Raw genomic sequence first — 15,431 nt, 5'->3', positions numbered from 1 at the left:
GGGGGCAGGTCCGGCGGCAACGTGGATCATGGGACGGATGACTGACGTGACCATCCGGGATCGGCGGAGTGCCGATCTCGACCGGTGTGTCGAAGCGCTCGCCGCCGTACACCTCGCCGACCGGTATCCGCTGAACTGGCCCGCCGACCCGCGCGAATGGCTGTCTCCCCCCGGGACGCTGCACGCCTGGGTGGCCGAGGCGGTCGGTTCCGGCGTGGTTGGCCATCTGGCCGTGCAGGCGCCCACCGGTCCAGGCCACGACCGCGATCCGTCCGCCCGGCCGACCGCCGAGGTCAGCCGGCTCTTTGTCGTCCCGGCCGCCCGGCGGCAGTCGTTGGCGAGCCGTCTGCTGCGACAGGCCGAGGAGTGGGCCACCGTCCAGGGGTACGACCTGACGCTCGAGGTTGTCGACGAGGAGAACTCTTCCGCGGTTGCCGTCTACGAGCGGGCCGGTTGGCGGCACACCGGCACGAGCACGGCGGACTGGACCGCCCCGAACGGAGGGCCGGTGACCCTCCGCCACTACCGCTCCCCCGGAAGGAGTGGTATGGACCCCGCCAGGTGACCGTTCGCAGCCGTCGGGCAGGTGTGCCGACGGCCCAGCCGGGAATCACCGACCGTTCGCAGCACGAGGGAAGCGCAGACGGGAACCGGTGTGAAACGGTGACGGGGGCGGTCATGTCGAAAAGTTCTCCAGCGGCCACAACCGTGGGTGAACTGCTGCTCAGCAGACTGGCCGATCTCGGCGTACGGCACGTCTTCGGGCTGCCCGGCGACTACACCATGGAGTTCCTCGACCAGATCGAGGCGTACGACGGGATCGACTGGGTCGGCAGCTGCAACGAGGTCAACGCCGCGTACACGGCGGACGGCTACGCCCGGCTGGCCGGGATCGCCGCGATGGTGACCACGTTCGGGCCCGGTGAGCTGTCGGTGGTGAACGGGCTGGCGGGGGCGATGGCGGAGTCGGTGCCGATCGTCTCGATCGTCGGCGGGCCGACGACGGAAATCATGGCGCGCCGGGCGGCGATGCACCACTCGCTCGGCGACGGCGACTTCGACCGCTGGGTGCGGGTCGCCCGGGAGGTGACCGTCGCCCAGGCGACGCTGACCGCAAACAACGCCGCCGCCGAGATCGACCGGGTGCTGGGCGAGTGCTGGACACAGCGGCGGCCCGTCTATCTCCGGCTGCCGGGCGACGTCGCCCACCAGCCGGTGGCGATGCCGGCCGGGCGGTTCGCCCGGCCGGCATCGACGGGTACGCCAGACCAGCTCGACGCCTTCGAGAACGCCGCGCAGCGGCTGTTGGCCGGGGCGGTCTGCCCGGCCCTGCTGGTCGGGAACCTGCCGCTGCGGTACGGCCTCGGTGCCGAGATCGCCAGCTTCCTCACCGAACGGCACTGGCCGGCCGCCACCCAGAGCCTCGGCCGGGGTCTGCTCGACGAGACCAGCCCGAACTACGTCGGCATCTACAACGGCGGCGACAGTCCCGAGCCGATCCGACAGGTGATCGAGGGCGCGGACGTACTGGTCTGTGTCGGGACGAAGTTCTTCGACTGGGACGGGCTGTTCACCGCCGACCTCGACCCGGCGAAAATCATCACGATCGGGCGGCACAGCTGTTCGGTGGGTGGGCAGCTTTTTGAGCCGGTTGCCCCGGACGCCGCGCTGGCCCGGCTGCACACCATCGCGCCGACCCGCTCGGTCGACTGGCCGACCGTCACCGACCCGGCGCGCGGCCCGGACGCCCGACTCGACCCGGCCAGCAACCGGCCGATCACCCAGGCCCGACTCTGGCCGGCGCTGGCGACGATCCTGCGGGAGGGCGACATCGTCCTCCCGGAGACGGGTACGCCGACCTTCGGGATCGCCTCGATCCGGCTGCCCCGCAACGCGGTCTGCGTACAGGCACCGTTGTGGGGGGCGATCGGGTACGCCACCCCGGCCGCGTTCGGGGCGGCGATGGCGGCCCCGGACCGGCGGGTCGTCCTGGTCACCGGGGACGGGTCGCTGCAACTGACCGTGCAGGAGATCAGCCGGATGATGGCCCTCGGCCAGTGTCCGGTCATCTTCGTCATCAACAACGCCGGTTACACGGTCGAGCGGTCGGTCGACGGGCCGCACCAGCCGTACAACGACATCGACAACTGGCGGTACGCCGAGCTGCCGGCGATGTTCCACCGGGAGGTGGCGATCGACTCGCACCTGGTCAGTACGGAGGGCGAGCTGGCCGGCGTACTCGATCGACTGCGCGGGACGCCTGAGCGGCCGACGGTCGTCGAGGTGCTGGTCGACCGGCAGGACCTGCCGGTCGGGATGCCGAAGTGGGGGATGGAGACGTCGGCGGTCGACTACCAGACGACGCTGCACGGGACGCCGAAACTTTCCTGGCAGGGCCTGCCGGGATAGGCGATTCAGGGTCGGGGCCGCCGGTCGCGGCGGGGTTCGAACCGTGCGATGACCGGTTCGCCGGGGTACCGGGCGGCAAGTCGCCACAGGTGGTCGGCCGGGTCGGGCGTCCCGGCGGGCGGGACCGCCTGCTGCGGCACCCGTAACGGTCGGTCCGGATCGACGGGTACGGTCGCCAGCAGCGCCGGCCCGAAACCACGCAGGCAGTGGCCGATCGCCTCGGGCAGGGTCCGCCACGGCGGTGGATCGGCGGGGCCGAGCGCCGCCTCGGGGTCGACGATCTCGACCTGCCAGCGGGTTCCGAGTGCGAGCCGGGGATCATTCGCGTTGTGCCGGTGGTCGGCGACGGTGACCTGGACCGCCAGGCCGAGGCCGTTGACGAGCCGGACGAGGCCGGCCAGCGTCGGGACGTCGCCGGGTAGGGCGGCGTAGTGCCCGAGGACAACCAGCCATGGCGCGTACGACCGGTTCACCAGTGCCGCCGCCTCGATCCGGTGCCGGTGCTCGACGGGCAGGTCCGGCCGCCAGTCGTACGGCAGCGGGATGGTGAGTTCGCCGTCCGGGTCGGGTGGCCGTTCCGGGGTGAAGACCTCACGCAGGGTCGGCGGTGCCGCGTCGACCCGGGCGGCCAGGTCGGCCAGGACCGGCCCGAGCGCGATCCGCCAGCCGGTGCCGTCCGGGGTGACCGCCGGCGGCACCGATCCGGGTACGACACTCGCCGAGGCGACCGCACCGGTGTCGAAGTTGCCGACGGTCAGGACGAGCTGGGCCCGGCGCCGGCCGTACCCGTGACACTCCCGGCACGGCCTGGCGACGATGTTCGGCTCAGGTGTCATCGCCGCCCGCCCGGTGGTCAGGGAGGTCGTCGTCGGGTCCGGGGCCGCCGGGTCGGCTGGTCCGGAAGCAGTCGCCGAGGTGGCCGGCCTTCAACGGGCAGCGCCGGCCGCCGTCGAGCCGCCGGTCGCAGAAGACCTGGTGCTGGGTGGCCTGCTCGTCCTCCGTGGAAACGGTTGTCTCGCCGGGCGACAGCTCGGGCAGGAAGTGCAGCGACCGGGTGAGGGTGCGCGCCAGCAACTGCGCCGAGTCGAGGTTTCGGCTGCTCACGGTGAGGTGGATGACGTACCGCCTCACGCGGACACCTGCGATCGGTAGCGGGACTGCCAGTCGCGCAGCGCGTTCTTGATCCGGACGTTCTCCTCCTGGGTACGCGCCAACTCGCCGCGCAGCGCCAGCAACTCGTTGGCGACCTGGTGCAGGAAGCCGCGTACCTCGGTCGGGTCGAGTCCGCGCCGGGCGAGGTTGAACTGCCGGTGACGTACCTGCGATTCGCTGATCGGTCGGCGGCTCGCCGACCAGTAGTAGCTGGCGGGTGCATTCGACGGCAGCGTGCGGGGCGGTGGTGGCGGGCTGGACCGGAAGAGTCTGAGCAGTCTGCGCATGGGTGAGCACCTTCCGACGAGGTGGGAGAGGTGGTCCGGCCGGTGGTAGGGGACACCGGCCGGACCACCCGCCCTGCGAGCGCAGCCGGGCGGCAGTACGACCACAGAGCTGCCTACGGGCGGCCGGGACGGTGCGTTTCGGGTGTACGCCCCGCCCCGACCATGCCGCCTTCAGCCGGATTGCCGAACCAACTGGAGAGCGACAAGGAGCAACCTACTACAGCAACTATAGTAGGTCTATGGATAGAAGGAGATTCCCGCTGTAGTTATTGCAGTTACTCCAGTAGGTCAGGCATGATCAGGGTGCCGAACCAACTGGAGACACCCCATGCCCACACAGGAGCCGACGTTCCGACGGATCGTCAACGAGATCAGCGAGAAGATCAGAAGTGGGGAGATGGCGCCCGGGACCAAGCTGCCGTCAACGAGTGAGTTGGCTGACATCTACGACACGAGCACCGGGACGGTCTACCGGGCGCTCTCGCTGCTGCATGACCGGGACCTGATCATCGGTCAGCCAGGTCGGGGCACGTACGTGGCAGACCACTCGGGCAAGTAAGGCGAGGGGCACCCGCCCTGCTTGCTGGCGTTCGTCACGCGTGATCTTCATTCGGACAGCACCGCCGGTGCTTGCCGGGCGACTGCTGCTTCTGACGATCTTGTCAGATCGGGCCGCTAACTTTACGAGCCATGCCTGTTCTCGCCAGCTACTTCCAGATCTCGGACGCGATCCTGGCGGACGTCGAGTCTGGGACGTACCGGCCGGGTGACCGACTTCCGTCGATCGCCGAGCTGTGTCAGCGATACCACGTCAGCGCGTCCACGATCAACCTCGTCAACGTTCGACTCGAGGCGCTTGGCGTCATCGATCGGCGGCAGGGTAAGGGTGTCTTCGTGACGGATCCGGCAACGTGGCTGCGGAAGCCGGGGCAAGATCCGAACCTTTGAACAGAAACCGTCGTTGGCGCGACGGTTTCTGTTCAAGATCTGAGATCTTGGTCGGGCGACGGGTGTCGCGAAGCCGCATGTGACGCATTTGCGGCAGTTGTCGGGGCGACGCTCGGTCAAGATCGACGGCTGTGTCCTTCTCCGTACCGCGTCGCCGAGCGGAACGGCCTCCCCCGGCCGACAACGCCGACGAACTGACCTGGCTGCTCTTCCGGCAGGAGGGCGTACTCACCCGCAATCAGGCGTGTCGACTCGTGGGCGAGTCGGCGCTGCGGCACCGGGTACGTACGGGGCGCTGGCAGAAGGTGCATCGGAGCGTGTACGTCGCCCACAACGGGCCGGTCACTGGTGAACAAAAACTGTGGATCGCTGTCCTCGCCGGCGGTCCGCAGTCGTTTCTCGCCGGGATGACGGCGGCGATCAGATGCGGGTTGACGGGGTTCCGCAGCGAAGGTGTCCACCTGCTCCGGCCCGTCGGGCTGTCCAGCGCAACCCCACCACCTTGGGTGGTCGTGCACCGCACCACCACCCTTTCCAACGACGACGTCAACCGGAACGGGCTGCCGCCGTACACCACCAACGCGCGGTCGCTGGTCGACGCCGCTGCCTGGGCCGGCAGTGACGACACCGCTCGGGCGATCATCGCCGCCGGTTTCCAGCAGCGGTTGGTCGGCGTCGACGACGTGCATCGGGTGGCGTACAAGATGCCCAGCCTGCGGCGTCGGGCGCTCATCCTGGCCACCGCCAACGACGCCCGGGGTGGTTCGGAGTCGCTGTCGGAGCTTCGCTACCTCCGGGCCGCCCGGCGGGCGGGACTGCCCGAGCCGAGCCGGCAGCACCGACGGCGGGACGCCTCCGGGCGACTCCGTTACCTCGACGTCTACTACGAGCAGTTCGGAGTGCATGTCGAAATCGACGGCGGCCAGCATCTCGACGTACGCCAGCAGTGGGCCGACATGCGGCGACAGAACGAGGTGTGGATCGGCGGCGACAGGGTCCTGCGCTTTCCAGCCTGGCTCGTGAGGGAACGCCCGGACGAGGTGATCGCGCAGGTACGCCGAGCTCTGCTCGCTGCCGGCTGGCCCGGATGACTCGTCCGCGCCTCAGGACCGGTGGACCCGCACGGCGACCCAGTCGACACGGTCGTCGTAGTCGACCTGCACCAGGACGGTGTCGTTCCGACCGGTCGCGATGATCAACCCCACCCGGCCGCCGGCAATGGTGTGCGCGGCGAGGCGACGCCCTGGCGAACCGGCCGACCACCGTTGACGACGGACCGGAGGCGGCCGAGACGCGGTAGGCGGCATCCCCGGTCGAGGTAGGGGTGAGCGCCTGGCAGTGAGGGCCCGGTCATGTTGCCAGGCCTCCCCGCTGACGGCATGCGCCGGTGGGAGGCGGAGACAACCGCTCCTCGTCCGGCCGGCGCGGTCCCCGGCGGCGGCGAGGGTGGTCAGTGCCGCCCGACGAGGTCGCCCACCTCGGTCCGGGACGAGACGCCCAGCTTCCGTAGTATGTTCGAGACGTGGACGGCTGCGGTCTTCGGTGAGATGTAGAGGCGCCGGGCCAGCTCGGTGTTGGTCAACCCGTCGCTGATCAATACCGCCACTTCCCGCTCGCGGGGGGTGAGGGCGGTCGGACCGGTGACGGTGGGTGCCGCGTCGACCGGCGCCATGCCCAGCTGAGCGCGGGCCTGGGCGAGCTGGACCACCCGCCAGCCACGCCATGCGGCCAGCAGGGGGGCGGCCGCCTCCACCTGCGCGGTGGCCTCCTCGCGCCGGTCGTCGGAGAGCAGACAACGGGCGGCGCCGACGCGTACGGTGCCGCGGGTCGCCGGCTCCAGGACGTGGGCCTCGGCGATGGACAGGTAGCCGGCCAGCGCCTCGGCGTGCTGGCCGCGCGCCTCCGCGAGCTGGGCGTCGACGAGTGTCCGGTAGGCGTCCCACAGGTCGGGGTCGAGGAGCGCGGTGGCCAGCTGGTCGAGCCGGTGCGCCGGCAGGCCGAGATACAGCGCGGCGGAGATCAGGTCGTGGGCCTGTTCACCGCTGCGCCACGTCTGCTCGGGCAGGGCCGTGATGAGTGCTTCCAGGCTCGCCTCGGCGCGCGGGAGGTCGCCGCGACGGCAGGCGAGGTGGAACGCGAGTCCGGGAATCATGGCCGGCGGGTTGTGGGGTAGCGCCGCCAGGTCGGTGACGAGCTGTGCGACCTGGTCCAGCTCGCCGGCCTCCAGGTAGAGCCCGGCGAGGAAGACCCCGTGGGAGTCGGCCCAGCGGCCCGGGCGCCGGTAGTTGCGGTCCTGTTCGCGCCCCTCCTCCAGCGCCGCGATCGCGGCGCACAGGTCGCCGGCCCGCAACGCGAGCCGGGCTCGGCCCTTGAAGTACGTGGCCACCGCGAGTGACTCGAAGCCGGCTCGCTCAGCGTCGACCCGCATCCGTTCCAGTGTCGCCGCGTGCTCGGCCGGCGACGTCGGTGGCGCACCGTGCACCAGGGTGTTGAGGGCGCGGGCGGCCAGCACCCACTCGCCCGCCTCTTCGGCCTCGTCAACGAGAGCGGACAGGATCTTGCAGCCCTCGGCGGCGGTCTGCGGGCGCTCGGTGAGCGTCGAGCCCTTCTCGATCAGCGCGGCCAGGCGGATGGCCGGCAGGTCGAATTCGTCCGCCAGCGCCAGCGCGCGGTCGGACCAGAGCAGCGCGGCGTTGAGATCGTCGCGCAGGTACGCCGACTGGGCGATCGCGGTCATCGCCCGCGCCTGGTCGGCGCCGGGCGGGAGCTGCGCGATCAGGGTCCCGATGTCGTGCGTCAGGGCGCGCATCCTGTCGGTCTCGTGGGACTCCCACGCGATGCGGACCAGGAGGTACAGCGACTCGGCCCGGTCGGTCGTGCTGTCGGCGAGGTCACGCCAGCGCAGGCCGTACCGCAGCGCGTCGTCGAGCAGTCCGGCCAGCCACGCCGCCCGGGCTGCGGAGGCGAGCAGGTCGGTGTCGTCGGGCACCTCGTCGAGGCCCGTCTCCGCCAGTTGCAGGGCCTGGTAGGCGGAGCCGATGGAGAGGTAGAGCGCGGTGCCGCGGCGGGCCGCGGCGATCATGTCGTCGTACCGGCCGGCGCCGCGGGCGTGGTGCGCCACCATGGCGGGGTCGGAGGCGCCGCCGCGCAGGAGTACGTCGAGCGCCGTCTCGTGCAGCCGGCGGCGCTGCCGGCCGAGCATCTGGTCGGCGATCGCCTCGCGCACCAGCGCGTGCCGGAACGCGAACTCGTCATCGCCGGACTCGACGAGGACGCCCCGGGTGACCAGGTCCCGCAGCACGGCGATGAGCTCGTCCTCGCCCACAGCGGTTACCTCGGCGAGCAGGTCGAACGGGATGCGGTGGCCGAGCACGGTGGCCGCCTCGACGATGCGGTGGCTGACCGGATCGAGGTCGTCGACCTGGCGGCGTAGCACGTCGGCGAGGCTCCACGGCAGCGGTTGCTCGACCAGCGCCTCCACGTCGTATCCGGGCAGCGCGCGGAGCAACTCCTCCAGGAAGAACGGGTTGCCGCCGGTGCGGTGGTGCAGCGCCGTGACGGCGCGCAGCGGCGCCGGAGCGCCGGTGGCCGCCGCCAGCAACGCCGCGGTCTGCGAGGGGGTGAGCCGATCCAGGCGTACGTGGGTGACGGTGTGCCGGCGTTCCATCCGGGCCAGCAGGCCGGCCACCGGTTGGCGGCGGGTCACCTCGCCCGGCCGGTACGTTCCGATGAGTAGCCGTGGCCCGCGCTGGTCGGCGATCCGCTCGAACAGCGCCGCGCTCTCCGAGTCGGCCCAGTGCAGGTCCTCGAAGACGATGACCGCAGGGGAGTCGCCGATCAGGTCCGCCAGGATGGCGAGGCCGGTGTGCAGGCGCTCGACCGGGCTGCGCTGCGGGTCCGCGAGCGCCGCAAACTGCTCCTCGTCGACCTCCGGACGGCCGTCGATGGCGTCCAGGAGCATCTCGTACGGCCGGGACAGCGAGCTGGGTTCCGCTTGACCGACCAGCACCACGGTCTCCGCCGGCACGGTTGTCAGGAGCTCGTGTACCAGCCGGGTCTTTCCGATGCCCGGCTCGCCCGCGATGATCGCGACCGCCGGGTCACGTGCCGAAGCGAGCTGCGCCAACCGGCGCAGCTCGCTCTCCCGCCCGATCATCACTGGGCTGGCACCGCCGCGGATGGTTCGCACGACGCCAGGGTACTGGTGGGCTGCCCGCGGACGGCCAGCGTGTTACGTGCGCGGCGGGCCCGGCGCGCGCTGGTGAGCAGGCGCTCCCGGTCGGCCTCGGCGATCAGCGAACGGCGACGCTCGTTTGCCAGAACCAGCATCGTGTCCGGGTAGTTCATCATGGTTTGTCTCCTTGTCACCGCTGATGGATCAATCATCGGTTGACAAGGGCGCTGTCACATCGGAAGCGTCTACCTATCTTCGCTGGTCAGCGGGCTTTAGCAGAGTGCGTGGGTCGCCTAGGTATACCTAGGCGAGGCAGAACTCGTTGCCCTCGACGTCCTGCATCAGCAGGCACGACTCGTTCTCCTCGTCGGCGAGCAGTAGTTTTCCGCGTACCGCGCCGAGCGGGACCAGTCGTGCGCATGCGGCCTCAAGTGCGGCCAGGCGCTCCTCACCCACGAGCCCGGTGCCGACCCGCACGTCAAGATGCAGCCGATTCTTGACGACCTTGCCTTCGGGCACGCGCTGGAAGTACAGCCGTGGGCCCACACCGGTGGGGTCGACGCAGGCGAACGCGGAACCCTGACGCTCGGGCGGCAACGTGCGGTCGTAATCGCCCCAGGTGGCGAAACCCTCCGGTGGCGGCGGTACGACGTACCCCAACGCCTCACACCAGAAGCGGGCGACGCGCTCAGGTTCTGCGCAGTCGAACGTGACCTGGAACTGCTTGACCCCTGCCATCGGTCCACCAGAGGGGCGGGCTCTCCCGTCGTCTCCACGGGGCTCACCCGGCAGGCCCTCACTAGTCTCCGGTGGGTGAAGGAGATCGTGACGTATCTGGAGATGACCGCCCGCGACCAGTTCACCCCGGCCGACCCGGTACCTGGCCTGGCGCTGGAACCCCTGGACCGGGACTCACCGTTGGTCGTCCAGTTGCAGGTCAGGATCGGTGCGCCGTACGGCTGGAAGTCCGCGAGCCGGACGGGAGAGGAGTGGACCGCCTGGTTCGCCGGATACCCGCACCGGATGTTCTGGCTGTTGTCGTTCGACGGTGAGCCCGCGGGCCTGGTTCTCTACGATCTCCACCCTGGCGACGAGGTGGAGATCGAGACCTTCGGGCTGGTGCCGGAGTTCGTCGGTCGGCGCCTGGGCGGGTACGCGTTGACTCTCGGGATCCAGCGGGCCTGGGACCTGACTCCCACGGTGGAGAGGATCTGGCTGCACACGTCGTCGTTGGACCACCCCCACGCCCTGCCCAACTATCACCGGCGAGGTTTCCGCACCTTCAGGACAGCAGAAGGCGAACGCGTCTGACCGAGGACGTACGTGGTCATGCCGTCGACCTGGCGCCCCGGGTATCAGCGGGACAGGTCGACGGTATGACATCGGAGATCGGGGGTCGTCGTCAGCCCGGAAGGGTCAGCTGTGCCGGGGTCGATCGTGGGGTGGTGGTGCCGTCCCCGAGCTGGCTCCTGCGGTGTGACATCTTCGCGTGGGCCCTTCGGCGGGGCCAGACGCCCGGAGGAAACCGGGACCCGGCGTGTTTCGCAAGCAGTGACCAGGACGATCACCTGCGAGTGGATTCGTCTGTCTCTGGTTCCGGGTTGGTGAAGTAGGCGGCAGTTTCCGCGTCTGCCGGGTAGTACGACTCGATGGCGACCTCGTCCAGGGTGATGTCCATCGGGGTGCCGAACGTGGTGATGGTGGAGAAGAGCCGCAGCTCTCGTCCGGAGACGCGCAGGATCATCGAGATCAGCACATCGCCGTCGATCCGCTGGCCTGCCATGTCCTCTGGTTCGGGCGCCAGCAGTTCCTCGTAGAGTGCGGTGAGCTCCGGGTCGGAAGCCGTGGCGAGCTGGCGGTTGATCCGGGCGCGGAACACCGCACGCACGTCGGCCAGGTTGACGACCATCGGAGCGAACCCGCGCGGGTCCAGGCCCAGGCGTACGAGGTTGACCGGTGGACGCAACAGGTCGGGGTGCACCTGTGCAAAGAACGGGTCGACCGCGCGGTTGGTCATTACGATGTTCCACCGGCGGTCGAAGACCAGCGCGGGATACGGTTCGTGCGCGCGAAGCACCCGCCGGACCGCGTCGTGGGCGGCCGACAGTGCGTGGTCGTCGAGCGGACGCTCGGCGTACCGGGGTGCGAAGCCCGCGGCGAGCAGGAGCCGGTTGCGGTCGCGCAACGGCACGTGGAGCTGGTCCGCGAGTCGGAGGATCATGTCGGCGCTCGGTCTGGTCTTGCCGGTCTCGACCAGGCTGACGTGACGAGCCGAGACGTCGGCAGCGATCGCAAGGTCCAGTTGGCTGATTCCTCGGCGGTGTCGCCACTGTCGCAACAGTTCTCCGACCGTGTACATGAGACGGAGCGTACGCACCGTGCAGCCGATTGCCATGAAATCCGATTTCATCGACAACGCCGGCCGGCACGGAAACACTCTGTCCATGACCACCGAGAACATGGCGATCGTCCAACGCGCGCTGGCGGGACTGATCGAGACGAGGAATGCCGATGCGGTTGCGCCGTTCCTGAGCGAAGACTTCGTCCACCACCGACCCGGGTCGACCACGTCGACCAAGACGGAGTGGCTCGCCGCCGTCGGCGCCGCGCTGGTGCCGCTCGCCCGAATGCAGGTCGAAATTCACCAGATCCTGGCCGACGGTGACCATGTCGTGGTGCACTCGCGGCGGTGGCTCCCGGAGACGGGACCGGAAATCGCCGTCGTCGACATCTGTCGCCTCGACGGCGGGCTGATTGTCGAGGCTTGGGAAATCATCGAGCCGGTAGCGCAGGTTGCCGCCAATCTGGTGTGGTGGGACGCGGTCCGCGCTGACCCGGCGCCTGCCGCCTCCGACCCGCACCTGGCCCACCACGCCGTCCCTTCCTGACGATCGACGACGGTCGGCGCCGATCGCGGTACCGCACCGGAGCCGTGTTCGCGGTCCTCCACCAGGAGCCGCTGCTCTCTCCGGACTATCCGAGCATCGACCGCCACACGGATTGGTGTGGCGGTCGATGTCCCTCTCGGATCACGCGGCGATCTGTTGGCCCGATCTCTCGCGTGCGGCGTGGCGCCGCCCTGGCCGGATCCGGGTGACCTTGATGCGGTGTCACTCGCAGAAGACCTGCACCTTGGCCTCGGCCTGGTCGACGTCGACGATGACGTCGTCGAGGTGCTCGATGAGGTCATCGAGGTGCTGCGGCTTGAGCTGGGTGAGGTCGATCGGCACCCCGGACTTGTGCAGCTGCGCGTTGACCTGGGTGAGTGCCTGCGGAGGGACGAGGCTGGTGAGTCGGACACCGGCGCGCAGCAGCTGCAGCGGGACGCGGATGTTGATCCGGCCCGCCCCGTCGCCGCTGAAGTCGTCCTCCGAGCTGACCACCACCCGCAGGTACTTCGGGCGGGACTTCGGGGTGGAGGTGCTTCCCGGTGACGCCTCGGGCTGCTGCCGGGCGAGGGCGTCGATCAGCCGTTCGGCCTCGTCCGCGGTGATCTTTCCTTCGGCGAGCATCTGCAGGATCTGGCGACGCTGCTCGTTCATCTCTCTACTCCCCCTCTGAGTCATCTGACGCTTACCAGCACGGCGGTACGGCCGTACTCCATCTCGAACCGGGTACCGGGCAGCGCGCACAGCAGGCGCCCGGTGCCGCGCAGCGCGCCCACCGGGCTGACCCGGAAGACGAGGCAGGCGACCAGTCCGGCCAACACGACGAGCAGCAGCAGCGGCGAGAGCACCAGAGCCACCGGCAGGACCGGGACGTACAGTCGCAGCCAGCGGCCGTTGCGGCGACGTTGGCGGTACGTCACCAGCTGCGGCATCATCGCGACCTCTCCAACTCGGCCAGTGCCTCCTGGACGCTGAGCTCGCCCCGCCGCAGGCGGTCGACCACGTCGGCGCCGGTGGGCGCCGGGTCGGTGTCGACGAAGTCGAGCTGCTCGGCGATCCGGTTCAGCCGGGACTTGATCGTCGGGTAGCTCACCCCGAAGATCCGCTCCATCTCCTTGATCGAGCCGTGTGCGCGGACGAACGAGGCGACAAAAACCTGGTCGTCGACGCTGAGCTGGGCCAACTGCGGCGGCTCGAACTGGCCCTCGATCGCGACGCCACTGCCGGCGAGGCGGACCCGCTCGACCACGAACGGCTGCCCACGCGTCAGTTCCGTCAGCTCCTGCCAGTCCACCCTCGGCCTCCCTCGCTCGTCACCACGACCGTGATTCATTTGTACTTTGAGTTTTTCAAGGTGTCAACGAGTAGGCTTTAATTTTCTTAAGATCTGGCTGGCTGTCGGGTTGCTGGGGATCCAGGCGCGAAGAGCTGACGGCAGCGGTCAGGATCTGACCGGAAGCGGTGTGAGGCTCTCCGGCATGAACAGTGAAATGCTGCTCCCGCAGGGGGCGGTGCCGGGGGCCGGCGCCGCGCTCAACCCGTTCGTGATCGTGGACGACGCGGCTGGCCTCGTCAGCTTCGTCTCCGAGGTCTTCGACGTCCCGGAGACCGCCGAGGCGAGGACTCCGATGCCCGACGGCAAGCTGATCCATGCCCAACTGCGCCTCGGCAGCGTCGACCTGATGGTCGCCGACCGGCTCGACGGCTGGCCGGCGCGGCCCGGTCTGCTCCAGGTGTGGGTCCGCGACGTGGCGACGGTGCTGCGGCGGGCCAACGCCCACGGTGCCACCACCGTCACCGAGCCGACGCCGTTCTACGGCGAGTCGACGCTCGGCAGGATGCTCGATCGCTGGCAGAACCTCTGGTGGCTCTGGGCGCCGGCGCCGGGTCAGCCCGATCCGACACCCGACTGGGACGGCGGTTCGGACGTCGTCTTCAGCACGCTGGACAAGACCCTCCGGTCGTTGGCGACCTGAACCAGACCCCACCGTCGTGATCGGCCGCAGGGGGCACCGCGCGATTCTCCGGCCGGTGCCACGTCCGCCATCTCACGATTCGTGATGATCTCCGGTCGGGGGTCGTGCATGGTCATGCCGTCGACCTGGCCGCCGCGAAAACTGTCAGCGGCGCAGGTCGACGGCATGGCGTCAGAAACCGGTGCGGGTGGTGGTCGGCTCTACAAAGTCACCTGAGCCGGCGCCGACCGCTGGGTGGTCGTGCCGTCGCCGAGCTGTCCGGCGGTGTTGTTGCCCCAGCACCAGAGGCTGCCGTCGGTGCGGAGCCCGCAGGTGTGGTGGCTGACGACAAAGCCGACGTTCCATGTGGTGGCCGTACCGGCCCGGGTGGGGGCGTACCGGTGGGTGGTGGTGCCGTCGCCGAGCTGTCCGGCGGTGTTGTTGCCCCAGCACCAGAGGCTGCCGTCGGTGCGCAGCGCGCACGACGAGTCCTGACTGGAGTTGACCCTGGTCCAGGTGGTGGTGCTGCCGACCTGGACCGGTGAGGTCTGGACGCCGCCGGTGACCCCCACCTGCCCGTACCCGTTCTCGCCCCAGCACCACAGCGTGCCGTTGGTGCGGGTGGCGCAGGTGTGGGCGTACCCGGCGGTCACGCCCGCCCACGACGTCAGGGTGCCGACCTGCGACGGTGTTGTCCGGTAGCTCAGGATGCCGAGACCGAGCTGACCGTTCGAGCTGTCACCCCAGCACCAGAGGGTGCCGTCGGTGCGGGTGGCACAGGTGTGTACGAAGCCGGTCGTGACGTTCGCCCAGGTGGTCGCGGTGCCGACCTGGACCGGGGTCCGGGCGGTGGAGACGGAGGTGCCGACCCCCAGCTGTCCGTTGCGGTTGTAGCCCCAGCACCAGAGGGTACCGTCGACCCGGATGCCGCAGGCGTGACTGTCGCCGGCGCTGACCCTCGCCCAGGTGGTCGCGGTGCCGACCTGGACCGGGGTGGTCCGGTTCGTGGTGGTGCCGTCGCCGACCTGGCTCCGGCGGTTGCTGCCCCAGCACCACAACGTGCCGTTGGTCTGCACCCCGCACGTGTAACTGGTGCCGGCGTCGATCGCCGCCCAGGTGGTCGCGGTGCCGACCTGGACCGGGGTGGTCCGGTTCGTGGTGGTGCCGTCGCCGACCTGGCCGTAGAAGTTGCTGCCCCAGCACCAGAGTGATCCGTCGGAGCGGATCGCACAGGTGTGTGCGTAACCGGCGGCGACACTGACACTGGGCTCGGCGGCAGCGACGGCAGATGGGGCCTTCGCTGCGTCCCCCTCGGCGGGCCTGGCGCCGGCGGCGGCCGGGCCGGCGGTGAGCCCGATCGCGAGTACGACGATTCCGGTGACCGTCGTCGCCGCGCCGAGGGCGGCTCTCGCCGGACGCCGCCACCGGGCTCGCAGCCAGCCGTCCTGATGTTCGTCCATGTACTGTTCTCCCCAAATGACGTCGATGCCCTGAACGGTGGAGGTGGCGCTGCCCTGGCTGGTCTCCCGGCGACCAACCAATTCATAGCATCGACCTCGATCGATGACCAGGGTAATGTCGAATCGGGTGAGAGGTGGCGTCGTTCGGCTGATTCGTG

Annotated in this window: 19 protein-coding genes; 8 read left to right on the top strand and 11 right to left on the bottom strand. The window is 69.8% G+C overall.

Features of this window, described 5'->3' with window-relative positions:
- Positions 1–37: 37 nt before the first annotated feature.
- Both ABGB05_RS04930 and ABGB05_RS04925 read left to right on the top strand, forming a co-directional pair.
- The gene (locus tag ABGB05_RS04930; RefSeq protein ID WP_347651924.1) at positions 38–565 is read left to right on the top strand and encodes a GNAT family N-acetyltransferase; all 528 of its coding nucleotides are present in this window, start codon (positions 38–40) and stop codon (positions 563–565) included.
- A gap of 113 nt (positions 566–678) precedes the next feature.
- Positions 679–2,409: a thiamine pyrophosphate-binding protein gene (locus tag ABGB05_RS04925; protein ID WP_347651923.1), complete on the top strand. Its 1,731-nt coding sequence runs from the start codon at positions 679–681 to the stop codon at positions 2,407–2,409.
- A gap of 5 nt (positions 2,410–2,414) precedes the next feature.
- On the opposite strand, the gene ABGB05_RS04920 is transcribed toward ABGB05_RS04925, so the two are convergent.
- From ABGB05_RS04920 to ABGB05_RS04910, 3 genes are read right to left on the bottom strand one after another with little or no spacing between them, the layout of a single operon-like run.
- Positions 2,415–3,245 (bottom strand): hypothetical protein, encoded by an 831-nt coding sequence (locus ABGB05_RS04920; RefSeq protein WP_347651922.1) that lies wholly within the window; start codon positions 3,243–3,245, stop codon positions 2,415–2,417.
- The gene (locus ABGB05_RS04915; RefSeq protein ID WP_347651921.1) at positions 3,235–3,540 is read right to left on the bottom strand and encodes a hypothetical protein; all 306 of its coding nucleotides are present in this window, start codon (positions 3,538–3,540) and stop codon (positions 3,235–3,237) included. Before ABGB05_RS04915 ends, ABGB05_RS04920 begins: the two co-directional genes overlap by 11 nt.
- Positions 3,537–3,848, bottom strand: coding sequence for a DivIVA domain-containing protein (locus ABGB05_RS04910; RefSeq protein ID WP_347651920.1), 312 nt, complete (start codon positions 3,846–3,848; stop codon positions 3,537–3,539). Before ABGB05_RS04910 ends, ABGB05_RS04915 begins: the two co-directional genes overlap by 4 nt.
- Before the next feature lie 328 nt (positions 3,849–4,176).
- On the opposite strand from ABGB05_RS04910, the gene ABGB05_RS04905 reads away from it, so the two are divergent.
- The 3 genes from ABGB05_RS04905 (at position 4,177) to ABGB05_RS04895 (ending at position 5,887) form a co-directional block, all read left to right on the top strand.
- Entirely contained in the window at positions 4,177–4,407 is a 231-nt protein-coding gene (locus ABGB05_RS04905; RefSeq protein WP_347651919.1) for a winged helix-turn-helix domain-containing protein, read from the top strand.
- 131 nt (positions 4,408–4,538) lie between these two features.
- The gene (locus ABGB05_RS04900; protein WP_347651918.1) at positions 4,539–4,796 is read left to right on the top strand and encodes a winged helix-turn-helix domain-containing protein; all 258 of its coding nucleotides are present in this window, start codon (positions 4,539–4,541) and stop codon (positions 4,794–4,796) included.
- A gap of 131 nt (positions 4,797–4,927) precedes the next feature.
- Positions 4,928–5,887, top strand: a complete 960-nt coding sequence (locus ABGB05_RS04895; RefSeq protein ID WP_347651917.1) for a DUF559 domain-containing protein — start codon at positions 4,928–4,930, stop codon at positions 5,885–5,887.
- Positions 5,888–6,246: 359 nt separating this feature from the next.
- On the opposite strand, the gene ABGB05_RS04890 is transcribed toward ABGB05_RS04895, so the two are convergent.
- From ABGB05_RS04890 to ABGB05_RS04880, 3 genes are all read right to left on the bottom strand, one after another.
- Positions 6,247–8,985, bottom strand: coding sequence for an AAA family ATPase (locus ABGB05_RS04890; protein WP_347651916.1), 2,739 nt, complete (start codon positions 8,983–8,985; stop codon positions 6,247–6,249).
- A complete protein-coding gene (locus ABGB05_RS04885) occupies positions 8,952–9,146 on the bottom strand; it encodes a hypothetical protein (RefSeq protein WP_347651915.1) in 195 nt (64 codons plus the stop codon). Before ABGB05_RS04885 ends, ABGB05_RS04890 begins: the two co-directional genes overlap by 34 nt.
- Positions 9,147–9,273: 127 nt before the next feature.
- Positions 9,274–9,708 (bottom strand): VOC family protein, encoded by a 435-nt coding sequence (locus ABGB05_RS04880; RefSeq protein ID WP_347651914.1) that lies wholly within the window; start codon positions 9,706–9,708, stop codon positions 9,274–9,276.
- A gap of 75 nt (positions 9,709–9,783) precedes the next feature.
- On the opposite strand from ABGB05_RS04880, the gene ABGB05_RS04875 reads away from it, so the two are divergent.
- Positions 9,784–10,281 carry a GNAT family N-acetyltransferase gene (locus ABGB05_RS04875; RefSeq protein WP_347651913.1) on the top strand — a complete coding sequence of 166 codons (498 nt, stop codon included), beginning with the start codon at positions 9,784–9,786 and terminating at the stop codon, positions 10,279–10,281.
- Between the two features lie 253 nt (positions 10,282–10,534).
- On the opposite strand, the gene ABGB05_RS04870 is transcribed toward ABGB05_RS04875, so the two are convergent.
- Positions 10,535–11,329, bottom strand: coding sequence for a helix-turn-helix transcriptional regulator (locus tag ABGB05_RS04870; protein WP_347651912.1), 795 nt, complete (start codon positions 11,327–11,329; stop codon positions 10,535–10,537).
- A gap of 19 nt (positions 11,330–11,348) precedes the next feature.
- Between ABGB05_RS04870 and ABGB05_RS04865 the strand changes: the two genes are divergently transcribed.
- Complete coding sequence (locus tag ABGB05_RS04865) at positions 11,349–11,858, top strand: nuclear transport factor 2 family protein (RefSeq protein WP_347651911.1); 510 nt, start codon at positions 11,349–11,351, stop codon at positions 11,856–11,858.
- 222 nt (positions 11,859–12,080) lie between these two features.
- On the opposite strand, the gene ABGB05_RS04860 is transcribed toward ABGB05_RS04865, so the two are convergent.
- Genes ABGB05_RS04860 through ABGB05_RS04850 form a run of 3 tightly spaced genes read right to left on the bottom strand, consistent with a single transcriptional unit; the run spans position 12,081 to position 13,152 of the window.
- Entirely contained in the window at positions 12,081–12,512 is a 432-nt protein-coding gene (locus tag ABGB05_RS04860) for a hypothetical protein (protein ID WP_347651910.1), read from the bottom strand.
- Between the two features lie 20 nt (positions 12,513–12,532).
- Entirely contained in the window at positions 12,533–12,793 is a 261-nt protein-coding gene (locus ABGB05_RS04855) for a hypothetical protein (protein WP_347651909.1), read from the bottom strand.
- Positions 12,790–13,152 carry a DUF2089 domain-containing protein gene (locus ABGB05_RS04850; protein ID WP_347651908.1) on the bottom strand — a complete coding sequence of 121 codons (363 nt, stop codon included), beginning with the start codon at positions 13,150–13,152 and terminating at the stop codon, positions 12,790–12,792. Before ABGB05_RS04850 ends, ABGB05_RS04855 begins: the two co-directional genes overlap by 4 nt.
- A gap of 184 nt (positions 13,153–13,336) precedes the next feature.
- Between ABGB05_RS04850 and ABGB05_RS04845 the strand changes: the two genes are divergently transcribed.
- The gene (locus tag ABGB05_RS04845; RefSeq protein ID WP_347651907.1) at positions 13,337–13,834 is read left to right on the top strand and encodes a VOC family protein; all 498 of its coding nucleotides are present in this window, start codon (positions 13,337–13,339) and stop codon (positions 13,832–13,834) included.
- Between the two features lie 200 nt (positions 13,835–14,034).
- Here the strand turns inward: ABGB05_RS04845 and ABGB05_RS04840 are convergent, their stop codons facing one another.
- A complete protein-coding gene (locus tag ABGB05_RS04840) occupies positions 14,035–15,273 on the bottom strand; it encodes a hypothetical protein (RefSeq protein WP_347651906.1) in 1,239 nt (412 codons plus the stop codon).
- Positions 15,274–15,431: the final 158 nt, after the last annotated feature.

This window comes from Plantactinospora sp. B5E13 (genome assembly GCF_039871775.1).
GTDB lineage: Bacteria > Actinomycetota > Actinomycetes > Mycobacteriales > Micromonosporaceae > Plantactinospora.
The sequence above is the reverse complement of the archived record's forward strand: the minus strand, read 5'-3'. Positions and strand labels throughout refer to the sequence as shown.

Bases quoted from the DNA above. Each gene is read 5' to 3' on its own strand.
- ABGB05_RS04930 (WP_347651924.1), top strand. From the start codon at position 38: ATGACTGACGTGACCATCCGGGATCGGCGGAGTGCCGATCTCGACCGG.
- ABGB05_RS04925 (WP_347651923.1), top strand. From the start codon at position 679: ATGTCGAAAAGTTCTCCAGCGGCCACAACCGTGGGTGAACTGCTGCTC.
- ABGB05_RS04920 (WP_347651922.1), bottom strand. From the start codon at position 3,245: ATGACACCTGAGCCGAACATCGTCGCCAGGCCGTGCCGGGAGTGTCAC.
- ABGB05_RS04910 (WP_347651920.1), bottom strand. From the start codon at position 3,848: ATGCGCAGACTGCTCAGACTCTTCCGGTCCAGCCCGCCACCACCGCCC.
- ABGB05_RS04905 (WP_347651919.1), top strand. From the start codon at position 4,177: ATGCCCACACAGGAGCCGACGTTCCGACGGATCGTCAACGAGATCAGC.
- ABGB05_RS04900 (WP_347651918.1), top strand. From the start codon at position 4,539: ATGCCTGTTCTCGCCAGCTACTTCCAGATCTCGGACGCGATCCTGGCG.
- ABGB05_RS04885 (WP_347651915.1), bottom strand. From the start codon at position 9,146: ATGATGAACTACCCGGACACGATGCTGGTTCTGGCAAACGAGCGTCGC.
- ABGB05_RS04880 (WP_347651914.1), bottom strand. From the start codon at position 9,708: ATGGCAGGGGTCAAGCAGTTCCAGGTCACGTTCGACTGCGCAGAACCT.
- ABGB05_RS04870 (WP_347651912.1), bottom strand. From the start codon at position 11,329: ATGTACACGGTCGGAGAACTGTTGCGACAGTGGCGACACCGCCGAGGA.
- ABGB05_RS04860 (WP_347651910.1), bottom strand. From the start codon at position 12,512: ATGAACGAGCAGCGTCGCCAGATCCTGCAGATGCTCGCCGAAGGAAAG.
- ABGB05_RS04855 (WP_347651909.1), bottom strand. From the start codon at position 12,793: ATGATGCCGCAGCTGGTGACGTACCGCCAACGTCGCCGCAACGGCCGC.
- ABGB05_RS04845 (WP_347651907.1), top strand. From the start codon at position 13,337: ATGAACAGTGAAATGCTGCTCCCGCAGGGGGCGGTGCCGGGGGCCGGC.
- ABGB05_RS04840 (WP_347651906.1), bottom strand. From the start codon at position 15,273: ATGGACGAACATCAGGACGGCTGGCTGCGAGCCCGGTGGCGGCGTCCG.